Source organism: Aminithiophilus ramosus (assembly GCF_018069705.1).
In the GTDB taxonomy this organism is placed as follows: Bacteria; Synergistota; Synergistia; order Synergistales; family Aminithiophilaceae; genus Aminithiophilus; species Aminithiophilus ramosus.
Window position 1 is genome coordinate 2,190,526 of record NZ_CP072943.1, and the last position, 15,323, is coordinate 2,205,848.

At 66.1% G+C, this 15,323-nt stretch carries 12 protein-coding genes; 2 read left to right on the forward strand and 10 right to left on the reverse strand.

What is annotated here, in order from left to right:
* Window positions 1-36: 36 nt before the first annotated feature.
* Window positions 37-1,434, forward strand: coding sequence for an APC family permease (locus KAR29_RS10215; protein WP_274372889.1), 1,398 nt, complete (start codon window positions 37-39; stop codon window positions 1,432-1,434).
* A 130-nt stretch (window positions 1,435-1,564) separates the two neighbouring features.
* Entirely contained in the window at window positions 1,565-2,170 is a 606-nt protein-coding gene (locus tag KAR29_RS10220) for a nitroreductase family protein (protein ID WP_274372890.1), read from the forward strand.
* A 101-nt stretch (window positions 2,171-2,271) separates the two neighbouring features.
* On the opposite strand, the gene nifJ is transcribed toward KAR29_RS10220, so the two are convergent.
* The 10 genes from nifJ to KAR29_RS10270 form a co-directional block, all read right to left on the reverse strand.
* The gene (gene nifJ, locus KAR29_RS10225) at window positions 2,272-5,808 is read right to left on the reverse strand and encodes a pyruvate:ferredoxin (flavodoxin) oxidoreductase (RefSeq protein ID WP_274372891.1); all 3,537 of its coding nucleotides are present in this window, start codon (window positions 5,806-5,808) and stop codon (window positions 2,272-2,274) included.
* A gap of 927 nt (window positions 5,809-6,735) precedes the next feature.
* Window positions 6,736-8,103, reverse strand: a complete 1,368-nt coding sequence (locus KAR29_RS10230) for a V-type ATP synthase subunit B (protein WP_274372892.1) — start codon at window positions 8,101-8,103, stop codon at window positions 6,736-6,738.
* Window positions 8,100-9,881: a V-type ATP synthase subunit A gene (locus tag KAR29_RS10235; RefSeq protein ID WP_274372893.1), complete on the reverse strand. Its 1,782-nt coding sequence runs from the start codon at window positions 9,879-9,881 to the stop codon at window positions 8,100-8,102. The genes KAR29_RS10230 and KAR29_RS10235 overlap by 4 nt, the downstream gene beginning before the upstream one ends.
* Before the next feature lie 10 nt (window positions 9,882-9,891).
* Window positions 9,892-10,506 carry a V-type ATP synthase subunit E gene (locus tag KAR29_RS10240; RefSeq protein ID WP_274372894.1) on the reverse strand — a complete coding sequence of 205 codons (615 nt, stop codon included), beginning with the start codon at window positions 10,504-10,506 and terminating at the stop codon, window positions 9,892-9,894.
* Window positions 10,506-10,811 carry a V-type ATP synthase subunit F gene (locus tag KAR29_RS10245; protein ID WP_274372895.1) on the reverse strand — a complete coding sequence of 102 codons (306 nt, stop codon included), beginning with the start codon at window positions 10,809-10,811 and terminating at the stop codon, window positions 10,506-10,508. The genes KAR29_RS10240 and KAR29_RS10245 overlap by 1 nt, the downstream gene beginning before the upstream one ends.
* 4 nt (window positions 10,812-10,815) lie before the next feature.
* Window positions 10,816-11,226, reverse strand: coding sequence for an ATP synthase subunit C (locus tag KAR29_RS10250; protein WP_274372896.1), 411 nt, complete (start codon window positions 11,224-11,226; stop codon window positions 10,816-10,818).
* Complete coding sequence (locus KAR29_RS10255; RefSeq protein ID WP_274372897.1) at window positions 11,223-13,196, reverse strand: V-type ATP synthase subunit I; 1,974 nt, start codon at window positions 13,194-13,196, stop codon at window positions 11,223-11,225. The genes KAR29_RS10250 and KAR29_RS10255 overlap by 4 nt, the downstream gene beginning before the upstream one ends.
* Entirely contained in the window at window positions 13,184-14,272 is a 1,089-nt protein-coding gene (locus tag KAR29_RS10260) for a V0D/AC39 family V-type ATPase subunit (protein WP_274372898.1), read from the reverse strand. The genes KAR29_RS10255 and KAR29_RS10260 overlap by 13 nt, the downstream gene beginning before the upstream one ends.
* Window positions 14,256-14,612: a hypothetical protein gene (locus tag KAR29_RS10265; protein WP_274372899.1), complete on the reverse strand. Its 357-nt coding sequence runs from the start codon at window positions 14,610-14,612 to the stop codon at window positions 14,256-14,258. Before KAR29_RS10265 ends, KAR29_RS10260 begins: the two co-directional genes overlap by 17 nt.
* 13 nt (window positions 14,613-14,625) lie before the next feature.
* Complete coding sequence (locus KAR29_RS10270) at window positions 14,626-15,243, reverse strand: V-type ATP synthase subunit D (protein ID WP_274372900.1); 618 nt, start codon at window positions 15,241-15,243, stop codon at window positions 14,626-14,628.
* Between the last annotated feature and the right edge of the window lie 80 nt (window positions 15,244-15,323).

Sequence of the window (15,323 nt, forward strand, 5' to 3'; positions counted from 1 at the left end):
AGTCCGATGGAAAAGGGGAGAGAGGAGTCTGATGCGATGAGCGGCAAAAGGAGGAAGCCCCTCGGAGGGGAAGACAACGTCTTCGGCTTTTTCGACATGAGCCTTTTCACCCTCTGCGCCATCGTCGTCATCGACACCCTTCCGGCCACGGCTTCCGTCGGGACATCGGCCGCCGGGTGGTGGATCGTCACGGCCCTCCTCTTCTTCGTCCCCTACGGCCTCGTCTCGGCCGAACTGGGGTCGGCCTATCCCGAAAAAGGCGGCCTGGGAGGGTGGATCGCCCGCGCCTTCGGCCCCCGCTGGGGGGCCCGCGTGACCTGGCTCTACTGGGCCCAGCTCGCCCTGGGACTCCCCTCCGTCTACATCCTTCTCTCCTCCATGACCTCGCGGATGTTTTTTCCCGACCTCCCCCTCTCCGGCCAGGTCGCCCTCGCCGTCGGCGCCACGTGGATCACGGTGGCCCTCTCCCTCCGCCCCCTGGCCCAGGCCAAGGAAATCGCCAACGCCGGGGCCCTCGCCAAAATCGCCATCGTCGCCGGCCTCCTTGCCTCGGCCCTCTTCCACCTCTTCCACCACCCCCCGGCCAACGACCTCTCGTGGCAGCGTCTCCTTCCCACCTGGGACGGAGGGCTTGCCTTTCTGCCCATCCTCCTCTTCAACCTGGCCGGCTTCGAACTCATGTCGGGCGCCTCCGACGAGATGGTCGATCCCCGACGGGACGTTCCCCGGGCCATCCTCACGGCGGGGACGGTCATCACCGCCCTTTACCTGACGGCGACGCTGAGCCTCCAGGCCATGATCCCCCTGGAGGAGCTCTCCCTCGTCAACGGCATCATCGACGCCCTCTACCGCGTCTTCGGCTCCGACGGTTCGGGCACCTTCGTCGCCGATGCCGTCGGCTCTCTCGTCCTCTTCTCCATCGTCGCCACCATGATCGGCTGGACTCTGGGCGTGAATCGCGTCGCCGCCGCCGCGGCCGAGACCGGAGAGCTGCCTGCCCTCTTCGCGAAACGCCACAACAGATTCGGAACCCCCCTGGGCGCCTCGCTCCTGACGGCGCTCCTGGCCACGGCGCTGCTCCTCCTCTACGGTCGACTGGCCGAGACGTCGGAAGAGCTCTTCTGGACCCTGACGGCCTTCGCCTCCATCCTCTTCCTCCTCCCCTACGTCGGCCTTTTCGCCGCCTTCATCGCTCTCCGCCGACGGGACGGGAGGGCGCAGGGGGGCTACGTCATCCCCGGCCCCTCCTGGCTGGCCTTCCTCCTGGCCTTCACGGCCGCCCTTTTCGTCGTCCAGGCCATCCTCCTTTTCCTATGGGTCCCGGGAGAGCCCTTCGACGGCGCCTTCGCCCTCCCCGTCGTCGCCGGCGTCGTCGCCACCGTGGCGACGGGGGAAAGGCTGATCGGGAAGGCCGAAGCGGAAGGGAAAGACTGACCTCGCGACTCCGACCGCCAGGTACAGGGAAAAAGAAAGGAGAGGGGAGCCCTTAAAGCAAAAAGGGTTTAAAATAGGAGCCGACGGACGAATCCGTTCCGACGGACAAACCACAAGGAGGGATATTCTCATGAGGAAACCCGCACCTGCCGGCCATGCGATCCACGAGCTCCTCGCCAACAGATGGAGCCCCAGGGCCTTTTCGACGCGCCTCCCCTCGAAGGAGACTCTGGCCACCCTTTTCGAGGCCGCCCGCTGGGCTCCCTCGGCCTACAACGAACAGCCCTGGCGCTTCATCGTCGCCACCAAAGAGGACCCAGAGGCCTACGGCAAGGTCCTGGCCTGCCTCGTCGAGGCCAACCAGGCCTGGGCCGCCTCGGCTCCCGTCCTGGCCATCCTGGTCACGAAAAAGACCTTCACGAGAAACGGCAAGGCCAACGGCTACGCCGCCCACGACGGGGGACTGGCCCTGGAGAACCTCATGCTCCAGGCCGTGGCCGAGGGGATGTTCGCTCACGCCATGTCCGGTTTCGATCCCGACAGGGTCCGCGAGACCTTCGACGTTCCCGACGACTACAGCCCCACGACGGCCCTCGCCCTGGGCTACGGCGGCGACCCCGAGCAGCTCGAGGGGGACTATCGCGCCATGGAGGTGGCCCCCCGCGAGCGTCTGCCCCTGACGGAGCTGGTCTTCTCCGGCACCTGGGGCAGGACGTCGCCTCTCGTCGGCGACTGATCGCCCCGAAACCGCAGGGAGGGCCGTCAGGCCCGCCGGGCACAACAGGAAGGAGGAGGGCCTTTCGGCCCTCCTCCTTCCTGTTGCCCTCTGCGGCGACGCTAAACGTCCGCCATGGCGGCCATATGCCGGTAGAGCTTCCAGCGATAGGCGTTTTCGGCCCTGGCCCGCTCCAGAAGCCGGGCCGCCTCTTCGGGGTGGGCCCGCTGGAGGATGCGGTAGCGATTCTCGCCGTAGATGTAGTCCTCCAGGGGCAGGGAGGGTTCCTTGTTGTCGAGGGTGAGGGGGTTCTTCCCCTCTTCTCGCCTCCTCGGGTCGTAGCGCATCGTGATCCAGTGGCCCGAGGCGACGGCCTTTTTCTGCTGTTCCAGGCCGTTTTTCAGTTCGATGCCGTGGGCGATGCAGTGGGCGTAGGCGATGATGATCGACGGGCCGTCGTAGGATTCGGCCTCTCGGAAGGCCTTGACGACCTGGGCGTCGCTGGCGCCCAGGGCCACGCGCGCCACGTAGACGTTGCCGTAGGCCATGGCCATGAGGGCCAGGTCCTTTTTCATGGCCGGCTTGCCACCGGCGGCGAATTTCGCCACCGCTCCCATCGGCGTCGATTTCGACATCTGACCGCCCGTGTTCGAGTAGACTTCCGTGTCCAGGACGAGGACGTTGACGTTTCTGCCCGAGGCCAGGACGTGGTCCAGGCCGCCGTAGCCGATGTCGTAGGCCCAGCCGTCTCCTCCGAGGATCCAGACGTTTTTGCGGACCAGGACGTCGGCAAGGCTCAGGAGGTCTTTGGCCTTGGCCTCTTCCCTCCCGGCCAGGTTCGCCTTGAGGCGCGCCACTCTTTCGCGTTGCGCCGCGATTCCCTTTTCGTCGCTCTGGTCGGCGCCGACGAGGTCCGCGACCAGGCTCTGGCCGACGATCTCTTTCTGGCCTTCGAGCAGTTCGAGGGCGTACTGGAGCTGTTTGTCCAGGGCAAGACGCATGCCCATGCCGAATTCGGCGTTGTCCTCGAAGAGGGAGTTGGACCAGCTCGGGCCCCGTCCTTCTCCGTCGCTCGTCCAGGGGGTGGTGGGGAGGTTGCCTCCGTAGATGGACGAGCAGCCCGTGGCGTTGGCGATGAGGGCTCTGTCTCCGAAGAGCTGGCTCAGGAGTTTGACGTAGGGCGTCTCTCCGCAGCCGGCGCAGGCGCCGGAGAATTCGAAGAGGGGGCGCAGGAGCTGGATGTCTTTGACCGTTCCCAGGTTGAGCTGCCCCCTGTCCATGTCGGGCAGGCTCAGGAAGTAGGTCCAGTTCGCCTTTTCGCTTTCCCGAAGCGGCGGCTGGGACACCATGTTGATGGCTTTTCTGCCCTCTTCCTTTTTGCTCCGGGCCGGGCAGTTCTGGACGCAGAGTCCGCAGCCGGTGCAGTCTTCCGGCGAGATCTGGACGGTGTATTTTTTGTCTTTGAAGGCGGGCCATTTGGCCTCGGTCGATTTGAAGGTCGCAGGCGCGCCCTTCAGCAGGGCGCCGTCGTAGACTTTGGAGCGGATGACGGCGTGGGGGCAGACGAGGACGCATTTGCCGCACTGGATGCACGTTTCCGGGTCCCACTGGGGGATTTCCATGGCGATGTTGCGCTTTTCCCACTGGGTCGTGCCCGTCGGGAAGGTGCCGTCGGCCGTGAGGGCCACGTCTTTGACGGTGAGGCTGTCTCCTTCGTTGGCGAGCATGGGACCCAGGACGGTTCTGACGAATTCGGGCGCCTCGGCGGGGACGGCGGGTTTCATGGCGAAGCTGCTCGTCACTTCCTTCGGGATTTTGACTTCGTGGAGGTTCGCCACGGAGGCGTCGACGCAGGCGTAGTTCTTTTTGACGATGGCTTCGCCTTTGTTTCCGTAGGTCTTTTTGATGCTCCGCTTGATGGCTTCGATGGCCTCGTCCTGGGGGAGGATTCCGCTGATGGCGAAGAAGCAGGTCTGCATGACGGTGTTGATGCGGACGCCCATTCCCGTTTCGTGGGCCACTTTGTAGGCGTCGATGACGTAGAAGCGGATCTGTTTGTCGATGATTTCTTTCTGCAGTTCCCGCGGCAGACGGTCCCAGACGTCTTCCGGGCCGTAGATGCTGTTGAGGAGGAAGGTGCTTCCCGAAGCCGCCTGGGCGAGGAGACGGTATTTTTCGACGTAGGTGAAGACGTGGCAGGCGATGAAGTTGGCCTGGCCGATGAGGTAGGACGATCTCAGTTCTTTCGGGCCGAACCGCAGGTGCGAGACGGTGAGACCTCCGGATTTCTTGGAGTCGTAGACGAAGTAGCCCTGGGCGTAGTTGTCCGTGTCGTCTCCGATGATTTTGATGGAGTTTTTGTTGGCCCCTACGGTGCCGTCGGAGCCGATTCCCCAGAAGAGGCAGCGGACGGTTTTTTCGTCTTCCGTGCTGTAGGCGCTGTCGTAGGCGAGGCTGAGGTGGGTCTGGTCGTCGTCGATGCCGACGACGAAGGGCTGTTGCGGCTGTTCCTTTTTGAGTTCGTCGAGGACGGCTTTGACCATGGCCGGCGTGAAGTCTTTCGACGAGAGGCCGTAGCGCCCTCCGATGAGGCGCACCGAGGGGCGCCCGTCGGAGAGGGCCGCTTTGACGTCGAGGTAGAGGGGCTCTCCCTGGGAGCCCGGCTCTTTGGTGCGGTCGAGGACGGCGACGGAGCGGACGCTCGACGGGAGGGCCGCCAGGAGGTGGGTCGCCGAGAAGGGGCGGTAGAGGCGCACTTTGACGACGCCCACTTTTTCTCCCGCTTTCATCAGGTGCTCGACCGTTTCGTGGGCCGTTTCGGCTCCGCTTCCCATGAGGATGACGACGCGCTCGGCGTCACTGGCTCCGACGTAGTCGAAGAGGTGGTAGCTTCTGCCGACGACGGAGGCGAACCGATCCATGGCGGCCTGGACGTGGCCCGGGCAGGCTTCGTACCAGGGGTTGGAGGCCTCTCTGGCCTGGAAGTAGTAGTCGGGGTTCTGCGCCGTCCCCCGGATCCGCGGACGGTCCGGCGTGAGGGCCCTTTCTCTGTGGGCCTGGACGAGGCCGTCGTCGATCATGGCGCGGGCGTCTTCTGCCGTGAGCTGTTCCACTTTCGCCACTTCGTGGGAGGTCCGGAAGCCGTCGAAGAAGTGGACGAAGGGGACACGCGACGAGAGCGTCGCCGTCTGGGCGATGAGGGCCATGTCCATGGCCTCCTGGACCGATCCCGAGGCCAGAAGGGCGAAGCCCGTCTGGCGCACGGCCATGACGTCGCCGTGATCGCCGAAGATGGAGAGGGCGTGGGACGCCACGGTGCGGGCCGCGACGTGGATGACCGTCGACGTCAGTTCGCCGGCGATCTTGTACATGTTGGGGATCATGAGAAGAAGACCCTGGGAGGCCGTGAAGGTCGTGCCCAGCGATCCGGCCTGGAGCGCCCCGTGGAGCGCCCCCGCCGCGCCTCCTTCGCTCTGCATTTCCACCACCGAGGGCACCGTGCCCCAGATGTTCGTCCTCCCCTCCGAGGACCACTGGTCCGCCCATTCGCCCATGTTCGACGACGGCGTGATCGGGTAGATGGCGATCACTTCGTTCGTCAGGTGCGCCGAGTAGGCCGCCGCTTCGTTGCCGTCGATCATTACCTTCTGTCTTGTCATTTTCGTGCCTCCTGTCCTGGGTCTGCCCAGCTCCGTCGCTAAAAGGTCAGGAAGGGGGGGCGGAGACGGAACGTCGCATCGCAAAGAGCCTTTGCCGTATATTTTATACACTTGGCGCGATATGTCAAAATATTTAAACTCGCCGATTCCCACACCCGCAGCCCCGTCCCTTTCGGCGCCCTGTCCGCCGAAAGAGAAAGGAAACGGCACGCGTCCCCTCCTGCCGAGGGGACCCTACGCGAATAGTTTAACACGCCGTAAGATTTTAGGAAGGCACAAAGGCCCCCTTCCCGAGCCTCCCCCCTTCCGGTCGGTTTCGCGACGGACGCTCGTGAGAAAAAGCCGCGTGGCGAAAAGAGGGGTCCGAAGATCCCTTCCGCCCGTCTTTCTCGCCTCGGCGCCTGCCGCCCCTTCCTCCGGCAGCGACGTTCACGCCCCCTGCGGGGCGCCCCGCCCGCGTCCGAACCGGGCCGCGAGAGGTGGAAGGCGGGCTTTCGGGAAAAGGCTGCCGCCTCCCGAGAGGAGAGCCCTTCGTCGAAAAGGCCGGACCTCCCGACGGCCCCTTCCGTGGTTTTTCCGGAAAAGGCCGTCGGGAGGTCCCTTCGGTCCTGCATCAGCCCGAATCCGCAGGCGCTTCAAGACAAACTCCGTCGGATCCGCCGATCAAGAGGCCCGTTCCAATCACCTCGCAGGTGCGAGGTCGAGGCAACCGTTTCCGTCCTTCAGGCTCTTCCTGACCGCAGGCTGGACGTGGGCTTCCATCCTGTTTCCACCTGCCGAGCAGGGGTCGGGAACCCGACCCGAGGTGCGACTCACGACGGTGCCCCTGTCTTTTCTGCCGTGATCCGCGTCGATTTTCCCCCCGTCCGGAAGGGAGAACCCCGCGGTAAGAGGGCCGACGCGCGTCGGCCCTCTTACCCGATCGTCTCAGCCGAGGTGCTCTTTGATGAGGGGCGTGGGCAGGCGGGTCAGCTCCGATCGAGGGAGAAGGCCCAGCAGCTCCCAGGCCAGGTCGAGAGAGGCGCCGATCTCGCGGTCTTCGGCCTCGCCCTGGGAGAGGAATCGCGCCTCGAAGGCCCGTCCGAAGCGGAGGACGCTCTTTTCCACGGAGCCCAGTTCGTCCTCTCCGACGACGCCGGCCAGAGCCCGCACTTCCTGCACCTTGCTGTAGGAGGCGAAGAGTTGTCCCGCCAGGTCGGGATGGTCGTCGCGGGTGAAGCCCTTGCCGATGCTGTCCTTCATGAGGCGGGACAGACTGGCGGGGATGTCGACGGGGGGATAGACGCCCTGGGCGAACTGGTCCCGTGAGAGAACGATCTGCCCCTCGGTGATGAAGCCCGTCAGGTCCGGTATGGGGTGAGTGATGTCGTCGTTGGGCATGGTCAGGATGGGAAGCTGCGTCAGGCTTCCCGGACGGTCGCGAAGGACGCCGGCGCGTTCGTAGAGGGAGGCGAGGTCGCTGTAGAGATAGCCCGGATACCCCTTGCGGCTCGGGACCTCGCCTCGGGCCACGGCCAGCTCCCGAAGGGCCTCGCAGTAGTTGGTCATGTCCGTCATGACGACGAGGACATGGTAGCCCAGATCGAAGGCCAGATATTCGGCGGCGGTCAGGGCGGCCCGAGGAACGGCGAGGCGCTCGATGACGGGGTCCGAGGCCAGGTTGAGAAAGACGACGGGCGGCTGTCCTCTCCCCGCGTCGCGGAGAGCTTCGATGAAGTAGGCGGCGTCGTCGTTGCGGATGCCGATGCCGACGAAGACGACGGCGAAGTTCTCTCCGGCGACGAGGCGGGACTGAGAGGCGATCTGAACGGCCAGGTGGTTGTGGGGCAGGCCGTTGGAGGAGAAGATGGGCAGTTTCTGCCCTCGGATGAGGGTCATGAGCGTATCGACGACGGAGATTCCCGTGTGGATGAAGTCCCGCGGGTAAGAGCGGGCCATGGGATTGATGGGGCGGCCGTTGATGTCGCGGCGCAGGCCTCCCAGAACGGGACCGCAGCCGTCTCGCGGCTCGCCCAGCCCGTCGAAGGTCCTTCCCAGGATGGAGGGGTCGAGAGGCATCTCCAGGTGACGGCCCAGGAAACGGACGCGACTTCTGTCGGGAACGAGGGCCGCCGTTCCGGCAAAGACCTGGACGACAGCCCGGTCCTCCTCGACGAGGACGACCCGCCCCCGCCGGGGGGAGCCGTCCGGTCCCACGACCTCGACGGCCTCGTCGTAGCCGACGCCGCGGACGCCGTCGACGACGACGAGAGGCCCCTCGATGGAGGCCAGGCCCCGATATTCCGCAAGGCTCATCGACGATCCCTCCCTACGGCCAGGCGCTCCGTGCCGATGCGCTCGAGCCGCGATTCCAGTTTCAGGCGGATCTCCTCGAAGGAGGCGAGATCGGCGACGGAGATCTCGCGGAGGCGGTAGAGGGCCTCCACCTCTTTGGCCTCCCTGATGAGACGGAGCGGGACGTCCTTGGCGACGAGGTCCCTGGCCCTCCTGTAGAAGTGGACGATGAGTTCCATGATGGCGAAGGTCTTGGCCGGGGGACAGAAGGCGTCGGGGCCGAAGGCTCCCTGCTGGAGGAATCCGATCTTGATGATGGAGGCCACGAGGGCCACGAGACGCTGTTCGTCGGGGAGGACGTCCTCTCCGACGAGTTGGATCACCTGCTGGACCCGCTCGTCCTCGGAGAGGAGGCGCCGCACTTCGTCCTGCACGCTTCCCCAGCGGGGATCGATGTGGCTTTCGAACCAGGGTCGGACCTCGGCGGCATACTCGCTGTAGGAGTTCATCCAGCTGATGGCCGGGTAGTGACGGGCCGAGGCGAGGTCGCGCTCCAGGGCCCAGAAACAGCGGATGAAGCGTTTGGTGTGGCGCGTGACGGGCTCGGTGAAATCGCCTCCCGGAGGGGAGACGGCGCCGATGAGGGTGACGCTGCCCCGCTCCCCGCCCATGGTCGTCACCCGCCCGGCCCTCTCGTAGAATTCGGCCAGGCGCGACGGCAGGTAGGCCGGGAACCCCTCCTCGGCGGGGATCTCCTCCAGGCGACCGGAGATCTCCCGAAGGGCCTCGGCCCAGCGCGACGTCGAATCGGCCATGAGGGCCACGTCGTAGCCCATGTCGCGGAAATATTCGGCGATGGTGAGGCCCGTGTAGATCGAGGCCTCTCGGGCGGCGACAGGCATGTTGGAGGTGTTGGCGATGAGGATCGTCCGCTCCATGAGGGGACGGCCCGTCTTGGGGTCCTCCAGGGAGGGGAACTCCTCCAGGACCTGGGTCATCTCGTTGCCCCTCTCGCCACAGCCGATGTAGACGACGAGCTGAGCGTCGCTCCACTTGGCCAGCTGGTGCTGCGTCACCGTCTTGCCCGTGCCGAATCCGCCGGGGATGGCCGCCACGCCGCCGCGGGCGATGGGGAAATAGCCGTCGATGACGCGCTGTCCCGTCAGAAGGGGCTCCTCGGGCAGAAGGCGCTGGCGCACGGGGCGCGCCCTGCGGACGGGCCAGCGCTGCATCAGAGGCAGGACACGCTCGCGGCCGAAGCCGTCGCGGAGGCGGAGCAGGGAGGCTCTCCCGTCGTGGAAACCCTGAGGGAGGACCTCGAGAACCTCACCCTCCATGTCCGGCGGCAGAAGGAGGCGGTGTTCGACGAGAGGCGTCTCCTTCACCGTGGCCAGAAGCGTTCCGGCCGTGACGATATCGCCCTTCGTCACCTGAGGGAAAATCTCCCAGTTGCGGTCTTCGTCGAGCTGCTCGAGACCGCCGCCCCGGCCCAGAAAGGGGCCGCTCTTTTTCATGAGAGCGCCCAGAGGACGACCGATTCCGTCGAGGATGGCGCCGACGAGGCCCGGCCCGAGGGTGACCGAGAGGGGCTCGCCGAGGCCGACGACGGGCTCTCCCGGCAGGAGTCCCTGAGTGTCCTCGAAGACCTGAAGGATGGCCTCGTCTCCCTCCTGGCGTATGACCTCGCCCAGAAGACGGAGGGGGCCCACCTCGACCATCTCCCTCATGGCGAACCCGGCGAGACCTCGGGCCCTGACGACGGGTCCGTTGATGGCGACGATTCGGCCCTGACGTTCCACGGCGGCCCTCTTAGTGAGCCGCCAGGAGCGCTTCGGCCAGGCGTTCCCGCAGCTCTCCGGCCTTGGAGTGCCAATCGGCCGGAACACGTCTCCGCCCGTCGGACGTCTCGATCCAGAGGCCGCCCAGGATGGGGGCGGCCTCCGGAGAGGCCTCGAAACGAATCGACGGCAGAGCCTCGGAAAGCCGCCTCATAAGGCCGGCCACATGGGGCTTCTCCTTGGGACCGGGGCGAAGGACGAGGGAGTCGGCCCCGGGCAGAGAGGAGATGGCCTCGAGGGCCAGACCGAAAAGGATGTCGTCGAAATCGGGCCGCGAGGAAAGGGCGACGAGGGCCTCCTCGAGGCGGCGCACGCCCTCGTCGAGGAGGAGGTTCTGAAGGCGGATGCGCTCGAGGGAGCGCTCCCTCTCCATGGCCGCCAGCTGACGGCGGCGGATGTCCTGTGCCCTGGCCTGGGCCTCGTCGACGATCAGGGCCACCTGCTGTTCGAGGCGAGCCTCCTCGGCCTTTTTCCAGGCCTCGGCCTCGGCCTCGGCCGAGTGGACCAGGGCCTCCTTCTGCGAGTCGGCCCTGTCGAGGAGAAGATCCCTAAGGGCCCCGACCTTGCCGCCTTCCTGTTCTCTCATCAGGCTTTCACCCCCAGGGCATTGCCCAAGAAACGATCCATGAAATCGTGGCCCCGCAGGGAGCCTTCCGGCCCGGGAACCTCGACGACGAGGGGAAGTCCTCCCTCAAGCCGGAGCTCTCCTATCGTGGCGGCGACCCAGGAGGCAGCCTCCTCGGTGAAAATCAGAAGGGCCAGCTCCTTGTCGTCCAGGGCCTCGTCGACGACGGAGGCGATCCTCTCCCTGTCGACGAGGCGTCCCTCGACGCCGGCCAGACGGAACCCGGCCAGGGCCTCCTGGCTGTCGCTGATCAGAAGGGCCTTCAAGGGATCAGAGTTTTCCCAGGATCAGCAGAGAGACGATGACGCCGTAAATGGCGATGCCCTCGGCCAGCCCCAGGTAGATGAGCGTCGTGCCCAGAAGTTCGGGCTTCTCGGCCACGGTGCCCAGGGCGGCGGCACCGACCATGGCGACGGCGATGCCGGCGCCGAGGCAGGCCATTCCCGTGGCCAGGCTCGCCCCGATGAACCCCAGTCCCGACGAGGCGGAGGCGACTCCCGTCGAGGCCAGGGCGGGCGCCTCGAGCAGAGTCGTCACCAGGGCCGCCGCCATGGCGACACCGCCTGCCGTCACGGCGGCGGCGAGGACCTTCCTCGGCGACGACGGGAAACGGCGACGCAGGCGAAAACCGACGAAGACCGTGGAAAAAGAGACGACGACAAGCAGAGCCAAACCGGTCATGATGAAACCCCTTTCTTCAATTTCTCGTAGCGGTAGAGCGAAGCCGCTGGTCGCCCCCAGGGAACGGGGCGGAAAGGACGCCCTCCGCCGCGGAAAAATTTGCCGAACAGCTCGTAGTATTCGAGGCGCAGGGTCTGGATGAAGACGATGAGTCCCTCGAGGAGGACGATGAGCAGATTGCCCAGGACGAGGAGCAGCCACCGGAGGATCAGCCCTCCGGGCAGGGCTGCCGCCTGGTCCGCCAGCAGGAAAACGGCCATGGAGAGCCCGGCGTGATTGAGGGCGAAGGCGGCCAGGCGGACGAAGGAGGCCGTGTTGCTCAGGAAGGAAAAGAGGTGATGAAATCGGCTGAAGCCCTCGACGGCGGCGCTCCCTCTTTTTTTCCCTTTCCGTCCCGGCAGAGGAACGATTCCGGCCAGGAGGAAGAGGACGGCAAGGGTTACCGTCACCGAAAGGAGGGGACCGAAAACCGCATCTCCGCCCCATCCCGTCAGAGCCGAGACGCCGAGAAGGACGGCCGACCAGTAGAGAAGGAGTCCGGCCACCCCTCGCTCGCCCAGGAGAAATTCGCCCCAATCCCTCTCCTTCCAGCTCTCCTGAAGCCCCAGGATCATGGCGACGGACAGGCAGACGACGCCGGTGACGAGAGAGGCGGCGATAAGGGAGGACGTATCGTGCATCGGCGACAGCCAGAGGGGTTCGATCAGGTCCTCCTTCCCCATGACGCTGCCGTAGAGAAAGCCGAAGAGGGCGGAGACGACGCCCGCCAGCTGTACGACGGCGCCGAGCCCCCGGGAGAGCGTTCCCCTGCGCGTCAGCCACCAGGCCCCCAGGGCCAGCAGGGCGCCATGGCCGACGTCGCCGAACATGAACCCGAAAAAGAGGCAGAAGGTGACGGCGACGACGAAGGAGGGGTCTCTCTCGCCGTAGGAGGGGAGACTGTAGAGGGCGACGATATCCTGAAAGGCCCGGACGAGAGGGAGATTCTTCAGCATCGACGGCACGAGGCCGCGCTCGATCTGTTCCGGCTCGGGATCGGCGGCGACGAGGACCGTCCGCGGAGCCCTCCGGGCCATCTCCTCCCTCAGCTGGGGCAGCTCGTCGGCGGGAAGCCAGCCCGAGACGAGGTGGAGTCGTCCCATCTGCCCTCCCTCGCGGCAGATCTCCCAGATTCTCTGGCCCGAATGGAGCCGTGAATGAAGGGCGGCCAGCTCCTCCTCGTGGCTGTCGAGATAGGTCTGAACGGCCGTCCGGAGACCTTCGACGGCCCTTTTGTGGTGGGACTGGCGGCGGCGGAGCCGGGCCAGAGCCTCTGAGGCGCTTCCGCCGGGCAGATCGTCGAGGGGATAGACCTTGAAAAGCAGGGAATCGAGAAGCCTCTGGGCCCCCTCGAGATAGCCCGGAACGGTCACGGCAAGGATCCAGCGCTGGCGCCCGCGAAGGGCCAGATCGAGGAGAATCAGAGGGGCATCGCGGGAGGACTCGCGGAGCCTCTGCCAGTTGTCCTCGTCGATGCGCCCGAAGAGGACGGAGAGATGGCGGGCCTCGGAAAGATCGCGGGGATCGCGGCGCAGGCGGGCCAGGGCCTCGAGGAAGATGCACCCCGCCTCGAGAGTCTCCATCGAATCGGTCAGTTCCTGCGAGCGGCGATGCCACAGGGTCAGCTTTCCGGCGACCTGATCGACGAGAGACTTGGCCCGGGAGGGCGTCAACTCGACGTCGACGGAAAGGGGACGGGCCTCGGGGATCTCCCGTCGGGCCAGGCGCCAGACCGCTTCCAGCTGTTCCAGGGGCTCCTCGTAGGGATTCTCCCGCACCGTGGAGAGGCCCGCCCGAAGCGAGGCGTCGGAGACGCAGAGCCCCAGGGGAAGGGGCTGAAAGGCCCCTTTCAGGAGCAGGTGACGCGCCATTCCTTCCACCTCTTCGAGGGGACCGATGAGGGAAAGGGCCTTCATTTTCAGGAGGGCCATCGGATTTCACCTCCGGGGATGAGGGGTCGGCAGAGGAAAAGGGCTCCCTGCCGTCGGTCAAAACCGTAACGGACATCTTCGACGAGGGTGACGAGGTCGAAGGCCTCGAAGCGCCGGAGAAAAAGCAGGGCCACGACGCTCTGCAGGCCCGGCAGCCCCCTTCGGTAGACGCGGAGGGCCTCCTCCCGCAGACGCCGCTGCTTGGCCCTCTCCAGCGACAGCTCCTCGCGGGCCTCGTCGTCGGGGAAGACGTCGCCGTAGGGCCCCGACTGGAGCTTCCGCCAGAGCTCCTCCTCCGAGGGCGCCTGGACGAGGGCGTTCAACTCCCTCCGCCCGATGCGGCGTCCTCCGGGCATGAGAGCCCCCATCAGCTCGGCGCCGTCCATGGCGTAGTAGCGCCGACCGCGCCGGATCCAGGAGAGATTGGCCAGGTCGGCCTCGGTGCCGAAAAGGTCGGCCAGCTGCCTTCCGACGGAGCCGCCCAGGGCCCGGCAGGCCGCGAGGGTCAGAGAAAAGAGACGCCGGTCCAGAGACATCTCGACGGGGAAAAGCCCTGTCGCGGCATCGTCGAGCTGGGCCACCATGGCTGCCGCCTTGGGCCCGAGAGGCGTGGCGGCCAGAAGACGGGCCACCTCCAGAAAGGACGTGGCCTCGACGAGGCTCGGCAGAGGATAGGGCGTGCGGGGAAAACGGTCGACGAGGCGCTTCAGATAGGCCCTGTCGACGTGACCGGCGCGGAGACGGCGAAGAAGGCGCTTGAGAAACTCCATCACCCAGCGGTCGCGAAAGGTCTGAAGGAGGCGCAGGGAAGGCCCCCTGAAATGGACGAAAAACCGTTCCGCCTCGAGAAAGGGGACGACGGAGACGACCTCCTCCACCTGGGCCCGAGCCAACCCCTTCGGCTCCAGGCCCTCGAAAAAGGGGGCATAGGGCTCGCTTCCTGCCAGGGCGAAGGCGATCTCCTCGACGGAGTCGCAGTCGAGAAGCCTCCAGAAAAAGGCGTCGTCGAGCAGCGTCGAGGCCCGGGCACGGCCGCCGGCGCAGAGTCGACCGCCCAGATCAGGAGAGAGGACCACGGTCCCGGCCCTGACCGATCCACCTTTCGGCAGCCTCTTTCGCTATATCCCGAGCGACGGCCTCCATGCGCCCCCGGGCGTGGAGGGCAAGGGCATCGCGCTCCTGCTGGGCCAGTTGGGCCATGTGGCGCGCCTCCTCCTCCGAGGCGGCGCGAGCCCCTTCGAGCCGGGACCGGGCCTGTTCCCGGGCCGCGGCAAGCTTCTGCTCGCCCTCGACGACGGAGGCCCTCTTCGTCTCCTCCAGAAGGGTCGCCGCCCTGCGGCGGGCCTCCTCGACGGTCCTTTCGGCCTCATCCTCGGCATCGAGGAGAACGGAAAGTACCTGATCCAGATCTTTCATCTCATGACCTCCCCTACCGTGACGAAAGGGATTGCACCCGCTTCATGCGAACGAAGTCCTCCCGCTCCCCCTCCTCCAAGGCCTCGGCGATTCCCCGCAGGGCCCGATCCAGGGCGGGAAGGGCCACCTTCTCGAGGGAGTTGACGCGACGGTTCGTCTTGCGGACCTGGCCGGCCAGCCGGAAAAGGCCGCTCTCCATCTCGGCCAATCGCGCCGTGAGGGCCAGGGCCTCCCGGAAGGACCTTCCCGCCCTGTCCAGGGCGCCCGAGGTGGCCCAGAAGGAGTAGACGGGCCGGGGCCGGACCTCGATGGCGTCGACCTCGGGGACTTCCACTCCGAGGACGGAGCGGAGACGGACGGTGATGCCCTCCTCGAGGGGCACCGCCTCGGCCAACTCCTCGACGACGTCGATCCCCTGGGCCAGATTGGCCCGCTGAAGATCTCTGTAGGCCTGGGAGAAGAGGCGTGCCGCCTCTTCGAGGAGCCCCCTCGCCCTCTCCCTCTGGCGGGTCAGCTCCATCATGAGGATCCGCCGCTTCTGCTCCAGCAGATCCCGTCCCCGCCCGGCGAGGCGGCGGGAGCGGGCAAGTCTCATGTAATTGCCCCGAGTCGGCGCGGCCTTAATTTTCACCCACAGCCCCCCCTTGGTTCATTCAGTGTAAGCATGCCACTGCGAGAGGGATCTGACAAGGTGGCAAAATATTCCAAAAA